Annotated in this window: 20 protein-coding genes and 1 riboswitch; of the genes, 4 read left to right on the top strand and 16 right to left on the bottom strand. The window is 40.7% G+C overall.

What is annotated here, in order from left to right; translation table 11 throughout:
* Positions 1-147: 147 nt before the first annotated feature.
* The 6 genes from B7E06_RS10705 to B7E06_RS10680 all read right to left on the bottom strand — a co-directional run bounded on the left by B7E06_RS10705 (position 148) and on the right by B7E06_RS10680 (position 7,146).
* Positions 148-1,371, bottom strand: coding sequence for an IS110 family RNA-guided transposase (locus tag B7E06_RS10705; protein ID WP_082233973.1), 1,224 nt, complete (start codon positions 1,369-1,371; stop codon positions 148-150).
* A 575-nt stretch (positions 1,372-1,946) separates the two neighbouring features.
* Positions 1,947-2,927 carry a YpdA family putative bacillithiol disulfide reductase gene (locus B7E06_RS10700; RefSeq protein ID WP_082233972.1) on the bottom strand — a complete coding sequence of 327 codons (981 nt, stop codon included), beginning with the start codon at positions 2,925-2,927 and terminating at the stop codon, positions 1,947-1,949.
* Between the two features lie 128 nt (positions 2,928-3,055).
* A complete protein-coding gene (locus B7E06_RS10695) occupies positions 3,056-4,336 on the bottom strand; it encodes a Glu/Leu/Phe/Val family dehydrogenase (protein ID WP_082233971.1) in 1,281 nt (426 codons plus the stop codon).
* Positions 4,337-4,462: 126 nt separating this feature from the next.
* Positions 4,463-5,407: a D-alanine--D-alanine ligase gene (locus B7E06_RS10690; protein WP_082233970.1), complete on the bottom strand. Its 945-nt coding sequence runs from the start codon at positions 5,405-5,407 to the stop codon at positions 4,463-4,465.
* Between the two features lie 136 nt (positions 5,408-5,543).
* Complete coding sequence (locus B7E06_RS10685; protein ID WP_082233969.1) at positions 5,544-6,125, bottom strand: genetic competence negative regulator; 582 nt, start codon at positions 6,123-6,125, stop codon at positions 5,544-5,546.
* A 109-nt stretch (positions 6,126-6,234) separates the two neighbouring features.
* Positions 6,235-7,146, bottom strand: a complete 912-nt coding sequence (locus B7E06_RS10680) for a MerR family transcriptional regulator (RefSeq protein WP_082233968.1) — start codon at positions 7,144-7,146, stop codon at positions 6,235-6,237.
* 223 nt (positions 7,147-7,369) lie between these two features.
* Here B7E06_RS10680 and B7E06_RS10675 point away from each other — a divergent pair, with 223 nt between their 5' ends.
* From B7E06_RS10675 to B7E06_RS10665, 3 genes are read left to right on the top strand one after another with little or no spacing between them, the layout of a single operon-like run.
* Positions 7,370-7,597 carry a spore coat associated protein CotJA gene (locus tag B7E06_RS10675; RefSeq protein ID WP_082233967.1) on the top strand — a complete coding sequence of 76 codons (228 nt, stop codon included), beginning with the start codon at positions 7,370-7,372 and terminating at the stop codon, positions 7,595-7,597.
* Entirely contained in the window at positions 7,548-7,841 is a 294-nt protein-coding gene (locus B7E06_RS10670) for a spore coat protein CotJB (RefSeq protein ID WP_082233966.1), read from the top strand. Before B7E06_RS10675 ends, B7E06_RS10670 begins: the two co-directional genes overlap by 50 nt.
* Positions 7,842-7,859: 18 nt before the next feature.
* On the top strand, positions 7,860-8,429 hold the full coding sequence (locus tag B7E06_RS10665) for a manganese catalase family protein (protein WP_082233965.1): 570 nt from the start codon (positions 7,860-7,862) through the stop codon (positions 8,427-8,429).
* Between the two features lie 32 nt (positions 8,430-8,461).
* On the opposite strand, the gene B7E06_RS10660 is transcribed toward B7E06_RS10665, so the two are convergent.
* Genes B7E06_RS10660 through B7E06_RS10645 form a run of 4 tightly spaced genes read right to left on the bottom strand, consistent with a single transcriptional unit; the run spans position 8,462 to position 11,842 of the window.
* Positions 8,462-8,728 carry a hypothetical protein gene (locus tag B7E06_RS10660; RefSeq protein WP_082233964.1) on the bottom strand — a complete coding sequence of 89 codons (267 nt, stop codon included), beginning with the start codon at positions 8,726-8,728 and terminating at the stop codon, positions 8,462-8,464.
* Positions 8,715-9,317, bottom strand: coding sequence for a CPBP family intramembrane glutamic endopeptidase (locus B7E06_RS10655; protein WP_245807719.1), 603 nt, complete (start codon positions 9,315-9,317; stop codon positions 8,715-8,717). The genes B7E06_RS10660 and B7E06_RS10655 overlap by 14 nt, the downstream gene beginning before the upstream one ends.
* A complete protein-coding gene (locus B7E06_RS10650; protein ID WP_082233962.1) occupies positions 9,310-10,797 on the bottom strand; it encodes a RecQ family ATP-dependent DNA helicase in 1,488 nt (495 codons plus the stop codon). Before B7E06_RS10650 ends, B7E06_RS10655 begins: the two co-directional genes overlap by 8 nt.
* Positions 10,790-11,842 carry a YpbB family protein gene (locus tag B7E06_RS10645; protein ID WP_082233961.1) on the bottom strand — a complete coding sequence of 351 codons (1,053 nt, stop codon included), beginning with the start codon at positions 11,840-11,842 and terminating at the stop codon, positions 10,790-10,792. The genes B7E06_RS10650 and B7E06_RS10645 overlap by 8 nt, the downstream gene beginning before the upstream one ends.
* A gap of 127 nt (positions 11,843-11,969) precedes the next feature.
* On the opposite strand from B7E06_RS10645, the gene B7E06_RS10640 reads away from it, so the two are divergent.
* Entirely contained in the window at positions 11,970-12,218 is a 249-nt protein-coding gene (locus tag B7E06_RS10640) for a ferredoxin (protein ID WP_082233960.1), read from the top strand.
* Between the two features lie 35 nt (positions 12,219-12,253).
* On the opposite strand, the gene B7E06_RS10635 is transcribed toward B7E06_RS10640, so the two are convergent.
* The 6 genes from B7E06_RS10635 to ccsB form a co-directional block, all read right to left on the bottom strand.
* On the bottom strand, positions 12,254-12,514 hold the full coding sequence (locus B7E06_RS10635; RefSeq protein WP_082233959.1) for a helix-turn-helix transcriptional regulator: 261 nt from the start codon (positions 12,512-12,514) through the stop codon (positions 12,254-12,256).
* A gap of 186 nt (positions 12,515-12,700) precedes the next feature.
* A complete protein-coding gene (locus B7E06_RS10630; RefSeq protein WP_082233958.1) occupies positions 12,701-13,204 on the bottom strand; it encodes an ECF transporter S component in 504 nt (167 codons plus the stop codon).
* Positions 13,205-13,210: 6 nt separating this feature from the next.
* Complete coding sequence (locus B7E06_RS10625) at positions 13,211-13,609, bottom strand: DUF4430 domain-containing protein (protein WP_082233957.1); 399 nt, start codon at positions 13,607-13,609, stop codon at positions 13,211-13,213.
* A gap of 152 nt (positions 13,610-13,761) precedes the next feature.
* A riboswitch (cobalamin riboswitch) is annotated at positions 13,762-13,939 on the bottom strand.
* Positions 13,940-13,983: 44 nt separating this feature from the next.
* Positions 13,984-15,762, bottom strand: coding sequence for an ATP-binding protein (locus B7E06_RS10620; protein WP_082233956.1), 1,779 nt, complete (start codon positions 15,760-15,762; stop codon positions 13,984-13,986).
* The gene (locus B7E06_RS10615) at positions 15,762-16,484 is read right to left on the bottom strand and encodes a response regulator transcription factor (protein WP_082233955.1); all 723 of its coding nucleotides are present in this window, start codon (positions 16,482-16,484) and stop codon (positions 15,762-15,764) included. Before B7E06_RS10615 ends, B7E06_RS10620 begins: the two co-directional genes overlap by 1 nt.
* Positions 16,485-16,556: 72 nt before the next feature.
* Positions 16,557-17,732 (bottom strand): c-type cytochrome biogenesis protein CcsB, encoded by a 1,176-nt coding sequence (gene ccsB / locus B7E06_RS10610; RefSeq protein ID WP_082235980.1) that lies wholly within the window; start codon positions 17,730-17,732, stop codon positions 16,557-16,559.
* Positions 17,733-17,734: the final 2 nt, after the last annotated feature.

Genomic DNA, 17,734 nt, shown 5'->3' with positions numbered 1-17,734 from the left:
AAAGGGCCAGGGGAAACGGCGAGACTCCTACCATGAAAATAAAGTTCTATAATATGGAAAAATGGCAATACTAAAGTAGACGCAGCTCATTCTTCTTTTTTCGAGGAGAGCGTCTTATACAAATGGCTAGTGAGTTGGAGGGTGGAGTTAAGATACCTTTGGTTCCTCAATCGTCACGGTGTAACCTAAACCCTCTAACCTACGCAATGAGTGCTTTACAATGGATTGTTGTTTTTGTTTATCAAAGTAATCTTCTCCTAAATCTACATACATTTCCTTCCGTGTTAAGAGGTAGTAGGAGATTCGTAACATCGCATGAGCTACAACGATTCCTGCGCGCTTTTTACCTTTACGTGAAGCCGTTCGCCGGTAAAGAGCCCCAAGGTAGTTTTTGGATCCTCGAACAGAATGAGCTGCTTCAACCAGTGATGATTTAAGGTATTTGTTTCCATTCAACGTTTTTGAAGACTTCCGTTTCCCGGCACTTTGATTATTCCCGGGGACTAACCCTGCCCAAGAACACATTTGAGGTGCCGTAGGAAATTGTTCTTTAATATTTGTGCCAAGTTCGGCAATCATTTGTTCCGCCACTTTTCTTCCAATGCCAGGAATGGAATCTAAACGTTCGATATCCTCTTGAGATTCTTCCATTCTTTTTGATATTTCTTTGTCTAATTTATCCATTTGATCCGTAAGTAAATCAATATGATCAAGGATTGTCTTTATCATGAATCGTTGGTGGTCTTTCATGCATCCTTGAAGCGCGAGTTTCAATTCCTCTTTTTTCTTTTTCATAACGCCTCGCGCTAAGTTTGATAACTCTTCAAGGTCATCATTTCCTTCGGCTATGGAACGAAGCATATCACGAGCAGAAACTCCCAAAACGTCAGAAACCACAGACCCAAGCTTAATATTAGCTCCTTCTAACACTTTCTGCATTCGGTTGTGTTGTCTGGCACGTTCTTCAATAATACTCCGACGATAACGAACAAGTTCACGTAATTCGCGCTGATTTCGATCAGGAATGTAACTCGCTTTAAGCAATCCATGTCGAAGAAGTTTGGCAATCCATTCAGCATCTTTCACATCCGTTTTACGGCCAGGAACAGCTTTAATATGTTGAGCGTTCACAACTAGAAATTCAATATCTTCGGCTTCTATTAGATTAACAATAGGTTTCCAGTAGACACTTGTACTTTCCATGGCCACATGGGTACAATTCCGTTTCTTAACCCAGTCCACCAACTCAATGAGATAGATGGTTTTCGTTGAAAATGTCTTAATCTCCTTTCCTTCCGGTGTAATGGCACAAGCAGTAATGGTATCTTTGTGGACATCCATACCACAAGCATTCTCAATGACTACATCCATTGAAAACATCCTTTCTGCGGCAAGTAATAGTAGAGGCTGGCGCAACAACCAGAATAGGGTTAATCTACCATGAGTGCTTCCTATACAGGAGCAACAGTCTGTGGTGCACCGTGGTCGAAGGAGTCAGACTATGGGGAGGGCTCTCACGCACCAAGGAGTCTCGACCTTCCTCATCCAGCCGTAGAATCAGTATAGGCATACGATAACCATTTTCATTCTCTGTGGTGTAGAGCTGTTTTTTGCGATACATGAATGGCTATGGGAGAAGAGAACAGGGGGAGATCCCGGAGGGCTAAAGCCCGAGGAAGCTCACCGTTCGCCCATGGAAAGCGAGTTGTTTCCCCTTGCCCGATTCTACATAACCAGGCAAACGGAATAGGATTCTCTTAATCTAACTTTAGGGCAGTACGGTACAAAGGTAAGATCCCGGAAGGCTTAAGCTTGTCCCCAAGTCTGGCTCTCTATACCAAGGTAAACAGAACCCACTTCGCTCTACGTGAGAATCAACGAAGCTTCGGATTGAACATAGTGAGATTCCGCCCTATAGAGCTTCACAGTAAAAAAAACAAGCCTCCTCAGGCTTGCTTTTTTATGATGGATTCAGCGATTTTACCACCGTGAAAACGTCCATTTTCTATAAAGATTTCATTATTGTTAAAACCTGCAGCGATAACGCCAGCAATATAAATATCTTCTACATTTGTCTCCATAGTTTCTTCATCAAAATCCGGACGCCCTGTTACTTCATCCATTTGAACTCCCATACTTGTAAGGAATGGATGGTTCGGACGGTATCCCGTCATAGCAAAAACAAAATCATTATCCACTGTTTTTTCTTTTCCATTCTGTTCGTATACTACAGATGTCTGGGTAATTTCCTTAATATTTGCATTAAATTCCAAGTTTACGATATCTTTATTAACCAGTGATTCAAATAATGGGAGGATCCATGGTTTAATGCTCTTTGAATATTCCTGGCCTCGATATAGTACTGTTACATTAGCTCCAGCTTTTTCAAGTTCAAGTGCCGCGTCTGCTGCAGAGTTTTTACCTCCGACAATCACTACATTCTTTTTGTAATATGGATGAGCCTCTTTGAAGTAGTGCATTACTTTATCCAGTTCTTCTCCGGGCACGTTCATATAATTGGGCTGATCATAATAGCCGGTGGCAGCCACAATAAAAGAAGCTTCATATTCCTGTTGGTCACCTGCTTCTCTTTCTGTGATTACTTTAAATTTATCGCCTTTTTTTTCTACCTTTTTCACTGTTTCAAAGGAATGGATTCGAAGGCTTTCTCTTTCAGCCACTGCTCTGTAATATGCCAGCGCTTCATTTCTGACTGGTTTTTGCAGCTGGGTAATAAATGGAATATTTCCGATTTCCAACTTTTCACTTGAACTAAAAAACGTCTGATGTGTTGGGTAATGGTAAATTGAATTTACGACATTGCCTTTTTCTATGATTAAAGAGCCAATGCCCTTTCTTTTAAGCTCGATGGCTGTACTCATACCACAAGGCCCAGCCCCAACGATTATTACCTTTTCTTCTTGCACGATAGTCAACTCCTCTTTACCAACCATACCATCTTATTCGATCGTCCCTTTAATGGACTCTTATGTTTTAACACACAAAAAAAATCTCCTACCCTACAATGATAGGAGATTTCCAATATAGAATCAACTTAAATCCACCCGCGGAATCGGGAAGCTTCCGCCATTTTCCGAACACCGACCATATAAGCGGCAAGTCTCATATCAACACGGCGCATTTCTGCTGTGCGATAAACGTTCTCAAAACCTTTAATGATGACTTTGTGCAGCTTTTCTTCTACTTCTTCTTCCGTCCAGTAATATCCCTGATTGTTCTGCACCCATTCAAAATACGACACCGTTACTCCTCCTGCTGAAGCGAGAACGTCTGGTACTAAAAGAATGCCTTTTTCTGATAAGATTCTTGTGGCTTCCATCGTTGTCGGGCCATTAGCTGCTTCCACCACAATGCTTGCTTTTATCTTCGCTGCGTTTTCTTCCGTGATTTGGTTTTCAATCGCAGCGGGGACTAAAATATCACAATCAAGCTCAAGAAGTTCTTGGTTTGAAATTGTATTTTTAAACAAATTCGTCACTGTTCCAAAGCTATCCCGGCGATCAAGCAGGTAATCGATATCTAAGCCGTCTGGATCGTGCAGGCCGCCATGGGCATCTGATATGCCAACAACCGTCGCGCCTTTATCGTGCATAAACTTAGCCAGGAAGCTTCCTGCGTTTCCAAATCCTTGTACAACTACTTTGGCACCCTCAATTTGTATACCTTTTTTCTTAGCTGCTTCTTCAATACAAATCGTAACCCCTTTGGCTGTAGCAGATTCTCTACCGTGAGAACCACCGAGAACGAGGGGTTTCCCTGTAATAAACCCAGGATTATTAAATTCATCAATTCGACTGTATTCGTCCATCATCCAGGCCATAATTTGAGAGTTTGTAAATACATCAGGAGCCGGGATATCTTTTGTAGGGCCAACGATTTGACTAATCGCGCGAACATACCCGCGGCTTACACCCTCAAGTTCACGAAACGACATATCACGCGGGTCGCAGACAATCCCGCCTTTACCGCCGCCATATGGAAGATCAACGATTCCAGCTTTTAAACTCATCCATATTGATAGAGCTTTGACTTCTTTCTCAGATACGGCTGGATGAAATCGAACGCCGCCTTTGGTCGGACCCACGGCATCGTTGTGCTGTGCACGATATCCAGTGAAAATTTTAATAGAATCATCGTCCATTCTAACCGGAATTCTAACTGTCATCATCCGAACAGGTTCTTTCAATAATTCATAGACCTCATTGGGATAACCTAATTTTTCAAGCGCCTTCTTCACTACTTTCTGAGTAGATAGAAGCACATCTAATTGTTCATTTTTTTGATTTGAATTGACGTCAGCGTTATCGGCTACCATCGATTTACCTCCTATATGAAACCAATAGCTATGGGTTACTTCAGTGAATAGTATACACTTTCCAATCTTTAAAGCAAAGAAATTTTTAAGCTTTATTTCCTACTTTTAAGTTATTTTTGAAAGCGATTACATCACCTGTTTTTTCTCTGTTGCTGAAAGGGAGACAAAACGGTCTATTAAGTCATCATAACTCCAACCTAATACTTTAGCTGAATCAGGGAACAGGCTGGTAGGAGTCATTCCTGGAAGTGTATTCACTTCTAATATAACAGGTTTATTATTCCCATCTATAATAAAATCTACCCGTGAATATGTTTTACAGCCTAATAATTGATGGGCTTTAACAGAATGTTCCTGAAGCTGTCTTGTCAATTCATCATCGATCTTAGCTGGGACGATATGTTCGCTTCCTCCTGGTTTGTATTTTGACTCGTAGTCATAATACTCACTTTTAGGAATAATTTCTATGACCGGAAGAGCTTCCTCTTCCCCCTGCTTTCCGATAACAGGAACGGTAACTTCTCTTCCACTTATAAAATCTTCTACTAAAATAACTGAGTCAGATGCGGCTGCCAGTTTTACAGCTTCATCAATTTGGGCATCATCTTTTATAATTGTCAGACCGAGAGTGGAACCCTCCTGATTTGGCTTCACTACAAAAGGCACGGTAAATTCCTGTCTAATTTTTTGAGTAATTTCTTCTATGTCATTAAACTGCTGGATAGAATACGCTTGGCTGACCGCAGTATGAATACCCTCTTTAGAAAAAATTTGTTTTGATTTCGCCTTATCCATAGCAAGAGCAGAAGCTAAAACCCCTGAGCCTACATAAGGAATTTCCAGCATATCAAGTAAGCCTTGAATCTTGCCATCTTCACCATAACGCCCGTGAAGGGCTATAAAGACTAAATCCACATCTAATTGGAGAAGTTCATCCAGTTTTGAAGGATTAAAGTCAATACCTAATACTTCATGACCTTTATTTTCTAAGGCTGCAATCACTCCCTTTCCAGTAGAAAGTGAAACCTCTCTCTCTCCGGAGACTCCCCCGTATAAAACTGCAATTTTCATTAATGTACACTCTCCATTTCTTCGGTCTGTATCTTGATCTTTTTCATACCATCATTATTTTAACATGTTACTTATAGACCTTCTATTTAAAAAAACAAAAAGAACGAAGCTGACTTAGCATTCGTTCTATATTCGCCTATTCATAAAAGTATTTACAGATTGTTTCCATGGCATTACCCTTCATGATCGGTTTTCCATACTCCAATAAACGGTGCGAAGTCATCGCGGTTGCTGAAGAAAATTCCGATAATAGAGCAATCACCTGTTCTATATCCAAGTGGAAAATATCTACATCATCTAGCAGCATGTAATAGTTGTCATTATAATAATAGACATCCCCTTTTATTACACCGAGCTCAGACAGATGTATACCAGCTTGAATAATATCCTCAAAATCATCAAATGCAAAAATCATTTCTTTACTCTCATCTAACGTTACTTTCATCTCGATATAATCATCATCTTCATCTATATCTTCTCTAGATTTTGTAACAACCACCAGCATTCCCTGCGCCTGTAACAGATAAACCTGCACGAGCAGCATACCGCTAAGCTCGACTCCAAGTTCTACCCCGGCGTCATACATCATATCACTAAACACCCGATGAACTCTTGGAAGATCATTCCATAGTTCTTCTTTAGTCAAACCTCTGTCTAATAAATCATCAAATGTTAAGAATATTTTGAACTTTTCATTAGACATTCTTTCAACTCGCATGTACACGCCCCCTTTTACGGATATCTGGTTATCTCTATATTATGATGACTGCTCTCATTATGGCACTTTTTTTAAGATTATATCCATAAAAATGGACTGGGGACTAAAGTCACTTGTCACCTTGATGTTTGTTCAGCCATTCTTCCCACTGGTCCCGTGTATTTCCAACTATATAGCCTGAAAGCCGCTTTTCTTCAATTTCTGTCAGCTGATCATAAACGTTTCCCCCAAGTCCAAATTGAACATCCGGAAACTGCTTGTTCAGCTTTTCTACAAGCCTTAAAGTAGGTGGAAGATTATTTTTCATCGTACAGGATATAAAAAGAAATTTAGGACTAATCTCTTCCAGAACTATATCTAAATCTCCGCTCGCTACACTTTGGCCAAGATAAACGACTTCATAGCCTTTTCTTTTTAGAAATAAAGCGAAAATGAGAAGACCGAGTTCATGCCTTTCATTTGGACCGCAGACTAATAAAGCCTTAGGCTGAACACCTTCTAATGGAATGGAAACGAGCATCATACCTATTCTTGAACGGAGAAAATTACTCGCAAAATGCTCATGGGCACTCGTAATTCGATTATTTTCCCATAAATCTCCGACTTTTAAAAGGATAGGACCAATCATATTGATAGCTACGGTTTCTGGTGTAAATAAACTGAAGGCTTCATCCAGTTTCAATTGTGCTCCACGTTCATCAAAGGATAAGAGCCGTTCTAACAGCTCTTCCATTAGGTCGTTCAGACGGTTGCCTTCCATAGGAAATTGAGAAGCCGCAGGTTCTCTTTCATCATTTTCTATAAGGGCCACAGCCTGTGAAATCGTAAACCCTTTATTCACTTTGTCAATCAGCCACTTAAGCGTATGAATATGCTCTTCTGTATATAAACGATGCCCTGCTTCATTTCGAACGGGACGTATCATCTGATATCTTCTTTCCCATGCCCGCAGCGTCCCCGGCTGGATGTCCAGCATTTGTGAGACAGCTTTGATGTTATATTTGGCTTTCTGTTTAGGCATAACGGTTCCTCCACTGCAGCATTTTTTTTAATTATAAATCTCTGATAATTAATATGTAAAGTTTATATAGGTTTACATATGGCGTCTTTAAGTGTTTTGCCTATGACAGCCTCCCTTTCCACATTTACTTATAGGAGTTCGTACAATTTTCAGATTTTGTAACCGGTCTAAGACATGCCTTTCGTACATAATTTGGTCATATGACAGAAGAAAGGTGATGATTATGTATACACCTATTAAATGGTATAAGCCCTTTTTAAGTACAAACGATCCGTGCCCTCCCATGGTATGGAAATATTATCAGACCCCGCCTAATTTATACTTAGGTTTTCAGCCGCCAGGGCTTCCTCAGTTCTCTGTTCAGGAAGCGCTTTTTAGAGGGACATTATGGAAGGCCTTATATGATCCATACCCAACACCGAAAGAGGTGGAGAGTCGTGAATCCGAGTAAAGAACAACAGGAGCTGATGCTTCAAATCCAGCAGGTGGATTTTGCTTTAGTGGAATTAACGCTTTACCTGGATACACACCCGAACGATGCCCAGGCGATTCAACAGTTTAATGAACTGACGGCGCAGAGCAAGAAACTGAAACACCAGTATGAACAGGCGTTCGGCCCGCTCCTTCAGTTTGGCGGAAGCTTCTCATCTTATCCATGGAACTGGAACAAAGCTCCTTGGCCCTGGCAAATGTAAAATAAAAGGAGGCAGACTATGTGGTTATATGAAAAAAAATTACAGTACCCTGTTAAAGTCAGTGAATGCAACCCAAGACTAGCAAAGTTCTTAATTGAACAATATGGCGGAGCAGATGGTGAATTATCTGCCGCCCTGAGATACTTAAATCAGCGTTATTCCATTCCTGACCAGGTCATCGGACTGCTCACTGATATAGGGACAGAAGAGTTCGCTCATTTAGAAATGATAGCCACTATGGTTTATAAATTAACGAAAGATGCAACACCAGAGCAGTTAAAAGAAGCCGGACTCGGGGCACATTATGCCAACCATGATAAAGCCCTGTTCTACCATGATGCAGCCGGCAACCCATGGACAGCTACTTATATTCAAGCGAAAGGTGATCCAATCGCTGACTTATATGAAGACATAGCCGCTGAGGAAAAAGCTCGTGCTACTTATCAGTGGATTATCAACATGTCTGATGATCCATTCTTAAACGACAGTCTCCGGTTTCTGAGAGAAAGAGAAATCGTCCACTCCCAGCGCTTTAAAGAGGCTGTTGAAATTCTTAAGCAGGAACGAGATAAAAAGAGAATTTTTTAAATAACAAGCTTCCCTTTTTACAGGGGAGCTTTCTAATGTTTAATCCATATTTCCTCATGATAAGGAACAGGCTTCTCCATAAGACCGGGTGGAAGATCGATCCATCCTGACCAGTAGGACTGGGTAACTGTAAGGAAAATGATTATACATAAAGCGGCAAGCAGTGAACGAAACCACCACATGCTGAATCTTTGAATGCTTTTTTGCTTTTTGTCCCGGTAAACCTCACTCCTTGAAGGCAGCTGAAAAACATCCTTTTCCCTCTGAAGTTCGCCACTAACGCTTTTAAACTCTTTCAATGGATGACTCCTTCTTTCTTGAAAAAATTAGAATCGCTAAGCTAAAATCAATTAGAAAGTGAATGGTTATGGTTACTAGCAGATTTTCTGTAATCATAAATATATATCCTATAAAAAAACTGACCGTTAAAACAGAGACCAACAGGACAACCTTTTTCAAATAGCGAAAATGGATGAGGGCAAACAATATGCTTGCTGTCCAGAAACCAAATTCTGTCTGGACTGCCCCTCTAAATAAAGCTTCCTCACAGACAGCAACTAAAAGTGTCAGCCAAAAAATTGCCGGGTACGTCTGTCCCTCAAAAACCTTTTGGTTTATACCCCCGTCGTCGTAGAAGCTTCTTGGCAGAAAATAGACAAGCAGTAAATCAATTAAAACGATGAGAAAACCAGGCAGGACTCCGTAAAGCAACCAGTGACTAAAAGAAATACCAGTAACCAAATCCAGCCATTTTTCAGCAAAGGAGTCAAATAAAAACCAGCTCAACAGGAAAGCAATAGAAAGCAGGAACACCTGGGTAAAAACCAGGTGTGCAGTAATTTCTTTTCGGCTCATCTTCTGGATAAGTTCTTCCTGCCTTTTAGACACGATTGTTTCCCTGCAAGAAAATAGCTTTGAGCCTTTCCTCCCACGATTCTTCTTCATGATCTGAATCTTGTGCTGCAAATATATTCAAATCTTCTACAGAGCCTCCGCATGAATCGCAGCAAGGCACCTGAGGTTCAATAAATCCTTCTTGAAATGGAGCATAGAGCTTCACTCGTCGGCACCCGTCATAGTGTATCCAATCTAACATCTCTTTGAATTTTCGATTTTTATAATAGGAGCGGTTTTTCAACTGCTGTATAATTTTCACTTTTGCTTCTTGTCTGCTTGTGTCTGACAGATGCTCAACTTGAAACCGGAGAAAGTTCCACTGAGATTCCGATAGTTCCAGCTTCTCCGCTATGTCCCCCCTATTTAAGTCTGATTCTGTTTGTAAAAATTGAAAAAACTTGTGGACATCGGTTTCTTCAGGAAGTTCACTTTGAATCAGCCGGAGCGGAAGAAAATGATCAGTTGGTGTATATAAAACTAAACTGGTACAGGGCAGCCCATCCCTCCCAGCGCGGCCAACTTCCTGAATAAAAGATTCAAGCTGTGTAGGAAGATGGTAATGGATGATTCGGCGAATATTAGATTTATCCACTCCCATTCCAAAAGCATTCGTACAACAGATTACATCCAGCTGATCATTCATAAATTGCTGTTGAACGAGAAGGCGATCCATTGGCTCCATGCCTCCATGATAAAAAGCAATACGCTGTCCTGTGTGCCGCTTTAATTCTTCAGTAATATGCTCAGCGGTCTGACGGCTTGAAAAATAGATCATAGTAGGAAGTTTTTTTGTCCTAAGTATGGTTACCATCCGATCAAGCTTATCTTCAGGTCTTTCACATGACTCGACAGAGAAGGTCATATTAGGCTTATCCATCTTATAAATATGATCTTTCGTCTCTTTCAAACCAAGTTGATGTTTAATATCCTTTTGGACTTCAGGAGTAGCTGTAGCGCTTAGTGCTAAAATAGGCGGACGGCCAAGCTTTTCTGCAGCTTTTCCAATTTTTAAATAATCGGTCCTGAACTCATGCCCCCACTGTGAGATACAGTGCGCTTCATCAATAACAAGAAGGTCAATTTTTAATTGTTGAAGTCTTTTCTCCAGCCATTGATTTTGGATCATTTCCGGAGACAAATATATTAAAGAATAACGGTGCAGCTGGTTCAGTGAAACACTGCGCTGTTTCATATCCATTAAACTGTTAATCGCAATTACATCTTTAAACCCATTGGCTTTAAGCTGTTTCACTTGATCAACCATTAATGAAATAAGCGGAGAAATTACAATCGTTGTCCCTTTAAGCAGCTTTGCCGGTAATTGGAAACAAAGCGACTTGCCTACCCCTGTAGGAAGAATGCCTAATACATCCCTGCCTGTCAAAACATCTTCAATAATTTCCTTTTGTCCTTCCCTGAAGGAGGAAAAGCCAAAATGTGTTTGAAGTTCTCTTTCCAGTGCATCACCCATGAGATTCATCCCTCACTATTGTGTGCTGATTTTTAGCGAGCACCAGTCTTAATTGAAAGTATGAATAGGAACCCTCCAGCTCTGCAAATAGTTGTTTAAGCTTATTTGTTCCTAACTTTTCCATCGCTGATAAAATTTCTTTCTGGTCTTTTATCTGCACAAAGGAATCAATTGAAAAATCTTCGATTGTTAAGGCGGCTTCCACAATATGGTCCTGTATTGTACTTTCTTTCAGCTTCCTGAGATTGGATATTTTATCAAGTGAATAACCTCTGTCAAGCCACTGATAAGTAATCTGAGCAGATTGTGTAATCAAGCGGCTTTCCTCCAGCCCCTTTTGACAAATATGTAATACCGGGTATTTTTCCTTCTTTTTTCTTGCCTGATGAAACAAGAAAAAGAAAACGTATTTAATATAAATATCAACATCCTGTTCGCTGACTCCGAACTGCTCAGCAAGCTGTGCCCTCGTTTTTCCAATCCTATCTCCACCGCTTAATCTTCCCGTAAACAAACCTGCTTCCACGGGCTCAACTTCATTTAGAAGTTCATACAGCTCTTTGAAAAGATGATCCAGCATCCGGGCTGAGCTTTGAAGGTGATAAATGCTTCTTACCCACTGTTGTATAGAAATCTCTTCCACAATCGGGATAAACGATAAATCATTTAATTTACTTTTAGACAATGTTTGGATAAGCAGACGCAATCTTTTCTCAAATGTCGCCACGTGACGATGATGACTCAGTCCTGTGAAATAATTAGTTTTTTCAGGGGAAGCAGCTTTTAAGTGCTGCTTTCCTGCTGGCAGGATCTCTGCAAACTCGGCAAGGCTGATTAAACCCTCCTTCGCTATATCTTCCATTACCTCCTGAAATGTTGTTCTTTTTAAATCCGGATAGATTCCAAAATAACATTCGAGCCTGAAAACTTTAGCATCCTGAAGACTCTGCGCCGACCGCTTGCCCTGAATCAGATGATAGATTCCTGAGATGGTTCTTTCTTTATTTATAAAGTGAATGCAATGAAGAAGTATTGTTTTAAACAAAGGGAACCCTCTTTTCTATCGTTAGCTTGTGTGTTGAAAACTTTCCCGTCCCATTTTACAATATATTAAAGGTTCATTGATATTTAGATCATCACGAGCTTTAAACACAATATGGGAGGTTTATGTCTTGCCTAAGTTTACAATGGTTGATAAAGATACGTGTATAGCTTGTGGAGCCTGCGGTGCAGCTGCTCCTGATATATATGACTACGACGATGAAGGTTTAGCTCATGTCGTACTGGATGAGAACAAGGGAATCGAGGCCGTGCCGGAATTTTTAGAAGAAGATATGGAGGATGCACTTGAGGGCTGTCCTACAGACTCTATTAAAATTGCGGACGAGCCATTTGAAGGTGACCCATTAAAGTTTGAATAAGTTAATAAACCCTCTAATAATGGAGGGTTTTTTTCTTAGGTTGGAAAAGAAATATTTCTAACGATTTCAAAGGGTGACCCATTAACAGCCGTTCGCAAAATAGTACTATCGTTAAACAAACAACAGACGGCTATAGTGGCTGTCCATGTGAGAAAGATTCTACCTTTTTCAACCTGAATCAAAGTTTTTTTTGAAATACCTATAAGATCTGCCATTTGAGCCTGAGTACAAAAGAATTCTATCCGGATAAGCTTAAGTTTTTCTGAAACCACTTTATTCAATTCCATGCGATCCATTAGAACCTTCTCCTTTTTCCTCTCCCTTTATTTTATCAAAAGCGGATATTGTTTACTATCTCCAAATAGTAAGTAATCCCAATCCGCTAATTTAAGAGTATTTAAAAGGATAGGATGCCTGTAAAGCTTGGTCATTTTTTTATATTCAAAGGAAAAAAACTGCCGAGATAAACTCGACAGTTTCTTTTATACCAGGGCATGGCGTTTTTGGTATTTGGTGAAAAGTGTTCCTAGAACAGGTGAGAGCAGTCCGATAAATACAGCATTGGCGATTGCGTGATTTATGTCCATGGGCAGCCCGGCCAGATAATAAACTAAAAACGGCTGACCTATCGTGTACATGGTGACTGATATAATCAGTCCATATAATAATCCACTAAAAAAACCGTAAATGGAAAGCGCCCAAACTGGAAGCGAAGGCATATATTTCCCAAGCAGTCCAGCGATTAGTCCGATAAGACTCCATGATACAATTTGCCAAACACTCCACATCCCCATCCCAAGAATCATATTTGACAGAAAGGTAACAATCCCTGCCAGAAGTACTGCAGACAGCGGTCCGAGCCAAAAGCCCGCCACTATGATAATTGCTGTCACAGGCTGAATGTTTGGCAGATTAGCCATGGCTATCCTTCCTGCAACGGCAGCGGCAGCCAGCATTGACAACAGTGTAATTCTATAAGTATTCATAATGGATCATTCCCAGGCTTGAAAATCAAAATTAATAGAATCCCCATCTTCTACTTCATATTCATTCGCTCCAACCATGGCATCTTCACCATTGATCGTATAGATCCAAGCCTTCTGTTCCCCGTCTTCAGGCTGGATTCCATCAATACTGTTGATAAACCCGCCTTCTTCTTCAATTTCATAATTATCTTTCATAATTTCCATTAAAGTGGTACCTTCTTCTACCGTATACTCCTCTGCAGATAAGGTCTCTTCTCCCTCATCTTTAGAAACTTCGATTTCAACGGTCGTCTCCTCATTGTTGTTTTCTGTTGCCTGTTCATCGGTTTCAGTTGTGTCAGAGCAGCCTGCCAGCAAACCAATGGCCAGCAGGAATACCGTAAACCATCTTGACATGTAATTCATTTAAACCCTCCCCATTTTTTAACGGAGAAAATAAAGCATTTCAGTTAATAAAAAAGAGCCTGCTCATAAGGAGCAGGCTTAAGACAAACCGTACGAATAGAGTCCTCGACAAACTTTTTGACGGCTGCCTCAAATGCTCAATCCCCGAAGCTTTGAAACGACAGATGCGGCAGGTCTACTGACTTGTGCTTCTCCCTACTCAGGACCTTCCCATAGCTTCGCCACAGTGGTTACTCCTTTTCGTCAACACTTACAGTTGCGAGGACAGTTCCGGCCTTACACCGAATTCCCTTTTATACCTAAATTGGTACCAGCATCTATTTATTCAGTTCATTAATAGATTACATGAACACCGCTTATTAATCAATTCATTTTTACTCCTGTTCAGGAAGGTTTATTTCAAAAGTTGTCCCTAGCCCTATCTTACTCTGTACGGAAATAACTCCATGATGGGCATCCACAATATTTTTTGCAATCGCTAGACCCAGCCCGGTCCCTTTCTTTTCTTTGTTTCTCTGTCTTGACTTATCTGCTTTATAAAAACGCTCAAAAATAAACGGAAGATCTTCTTCAGGAATGCCGTGACCGGTATCAGATACGTTGACAAGCCACGTCTGACGCTCCTTCTTATATTCAACTTTCACATTAACTATTCCTTCAGGCTCTGTGTGGCGAATAGCGTTGTCGATTAAGTTCGTCAGCACCTGTTCCATCCGATCAGGGTCTATATTTAGATAGGACACCTCATTTGGTACATTCATCTGTAAATCTATGTCCTTATCCTGAGCAATTCCTTTAAACTTACGAACGATTTTTTCAACAAAAGGTTGTATTTCTATTTTTTCTATATTTAAATTCATATGACCTGCTTCCATTCGCGCTAAATCAAGCAGTTCATTAACGAGACGGCCGATTCTTAAAGATTCATCGTGAATAATTTTAGCGAGCTCATTTTTATCTTCTTTCGTTTCGGCAATGTCATCGACAATGGCTTCACTGTATCCTTGCAGCATAGAAATAGGTGTCCTGAGTTCATGTGAAACATTCGCAATAAAGTCTTCACGCAGCTTATCAAGCCGCCGCTCGTCTGTCATATCCCGCAGTACAGCTACAGCACCTCTGACTTTAACGCGATCGTAAAGGGGAGTCATAATGATGACCCATGTCCGTCCTTGAGCAGTCACCTCTGTCATTTGTTCCTTCTCACTCTTATTAACTTCATTAAAGATTTCACGGAGACGATCTGGAAGGTCGCGTTTTCCTTCCACTTTCCCAGTAGAGAGATTCTTATTTTCATAATCCCAGGCATTCAAATACTGGTCAGCCGGTGGGTTGGAAACAAGAATCTGGCCCTGACGATTTACTGTTAATACTCCGTCAGCCATGGAACTCAATATACCTGAAAGCTGCTCCTTTTCATGATTCAGTTCATTAATATGATACTTAAGCTGACGTCCCATCCGATTAAAAGCCATGGCCAGTTCCCCAATTTCATCGTGAGTTAAAATGGGAATCTTCGTATGGAACTCTCCTTTTGCGAGCTCCATCGCACCTTCTCTCATTTTTATTAAAGGGGAAGTAATCCGTGTAGATAAAAAGAAAGCAAAAATAGTTGTAAGAATAATCGCAATCCCTGCAGCTAAAAAGATAATTTTGGTCGTCTGTTCAGATGTCTCATCAATAGTGCCGAGTGATTCATAAACAAACACAGCACCGCCTTGCCCTTCAAGCGGAGTTCCAACGACCATCAATCCCATCCCGGAACTATCATCTTCCATGACTTTCATAACGTCTTCCCGATCCTCTATAACACGGGATAATTCCTGATCATTCATAAACCAGTTATAATCCTTGTAAGGGAGTGTCTCTCCTTCTGAATGAGAGGTAATGCTTTCCCCTTCCTCACTCGTAATTACAACCTGATTAGAGGGGTCTTTTATTAAATCTGTCATGGAAAGGATCAATTCGTCTTCCTCATATTGCGATACAACTTCAGAAACCTTTGAGGCTGTCTGCAATAAATCTTTTTCAGCTTCACGGACATGGTAGTTTTCAAAAAACTCCAGAAGCAGAATCGTTAAAATAAACAAAACAAAACAAACTAAAAATAATATGGTAAACCAAAGTTTTCCTACTACACTCCGCCAGAACATTAGTCGCCACTTACCTCAAATTTGTAGCCAACACCCCATACAGTTACAATCATGCCTGCGGCTTTAGAAGATACTTTGCTCAGTTTTTCCCTCAGCCGTTTTACATGGGTATCCACTGTACGTAAATCACCAAAGAATTCATACTGCCACACTTCTTTTAAAAGCTGTTCCCGGTCAAAGACCTTGTCAGGTGACTGAGCCATATAATTCAGCAGCTCGTATTCTTTTGGTGTCAGAGCTACTTCTTTCCCATCTGCTGTTACACGATGTGCATCATTATCAATCGTCATATGAGGAAAGATCAAAACGTTTCTTGCAGACGTATCGGTCTCAAGAAACTTAGTAGAAGAAGCTCTTCGCAGCAGAGCTTTCACTCTCAACACTACTTCCCGGGGACTGAAGGGTTTTACAATATAGTCATCGGTACCAACTTCAAATCCTTCCACACGGTTTGCCTCTTCACCTTTAGCTGTCAGCATAATTACGGGAGTCGCTTTTTTAACACGAAGCTCTTTGCATACTTCAATTCCGTCCTTCCCCGGCATCATTAGGTCGAGAAGAATCACATCATAATCCTCATTAAGAGCTTTATTTAAAGCTTCATTTCCATCTTCAGCTTCTTCAATTATATAATTTTCACGCTCTAAATACATTCGTATTAAACGACGGATACGATCTTCGTCATCTACTACTAAAATTTTCGCTTCATAATTCTGATCCATGAAAACACTCCTCTTTTCTCCTTCATTATAATAAAAGGCAGGACGGATAAACAAATCCTTCCTGCCATCTCTTTAAGCATAAGAATGTAAGCCTGAGATAATCAGGTTTACAGCTAATAAGTTAAACATAATAATCGCAAATCCTCCAACTGCCAGCCAGGCAGATTTAGATCCTTGCCATCCTCTTGAAAGGCGCAAATGAAGATAAGCGGCATAAAAGAAGAATGTAATCAGAGCCCATACTTCTTTTGGATCCCATCCCCAGAAACGATCCCACGCCTGCTGTGCCCAGATCATCGCAAAGATTAAAGCACCCAGCGTAAATATTGGAAAACCGATAGCAACCGCTCGATAACCAACTTCATCGATAATTTCTGGATTTGCCTTACGAAGAAGCGGCTGTAATTTAGCACCGACTCTATCCCTCAGGATTAAGCGTGTCAGTCCGTAAATTACAAGTCCACCCAATACAGACCAGATTATCGTATTGAACTTAATCGCAGCGTCTACTCCGCGCATCCATTCCGGTGCGTTAAATAAAGGGGACATTCCTTCTGTAAGCAATGTTCCATCATAAGGACCTGCAATCGGCGGCATCTCATAAGTGATTTCCGCAGGCTGTCCATTAACAGGAGCTTCAAATGCTGCTTCATATCCGATGGCGCTGAAGGTTGAAGAAATAATGATAAACGCCAGGGTTGTTGCAACCATTAAAATAACAAACTCAAGCCAGAACGTTTCTTTCGTCTTTTTCGTTTGGTCGACCTGCCGTATTAAAAAGATTAAGCCGGCTACAAAACTAATAGACAAGATCGCTTGTCCCAAAGCTGCTGTCGTCACGTGTATGTAAAGCCAGTGAGACTGAAGCGAAGGTACAAGTGGCTGGATCTCTCTTGGAAACATGCTGGCGAATGCAATGATTAACAGAGCAATAGGCAGCGCCACAAGCCCGAGTAAATTAATCCTGTAGATAAAGTACATGACAATAAACGCGAAAACAAGCATCATACCAAAGAAGGTAGTAAATTCAAACAAATTACTAACAGGGGCATGACCGGCGGCAGCCCACCTTGTAAAGAAATATCCCACTTGGGTGAGGAAGCCAATTATCGTTAATCCGATAGCCACAAGAGCGATCTTGTTAGATTTTTTCTTCCTTTTATCCCTTATTGTTGCTGCAAAGACAAACGTAGCAATTAAATAGATAAAGAAAGCCGCATATAATAGGTTACTGCTTAAAGTACTCAAGT

Source organism: Halobacillus massiliensis, from assembly GCF_900166625.1.
Taxonomy (GTDB): domain Bacteria; phylum Bacillota; class Bacilli; order Bacillales; family Halobacillaceae; genus Halobacillus_A; species Halobacillus_A massiliensis.
This window is presented reverse-complemented; position numbering and strand designations above follow the sequence as displayed.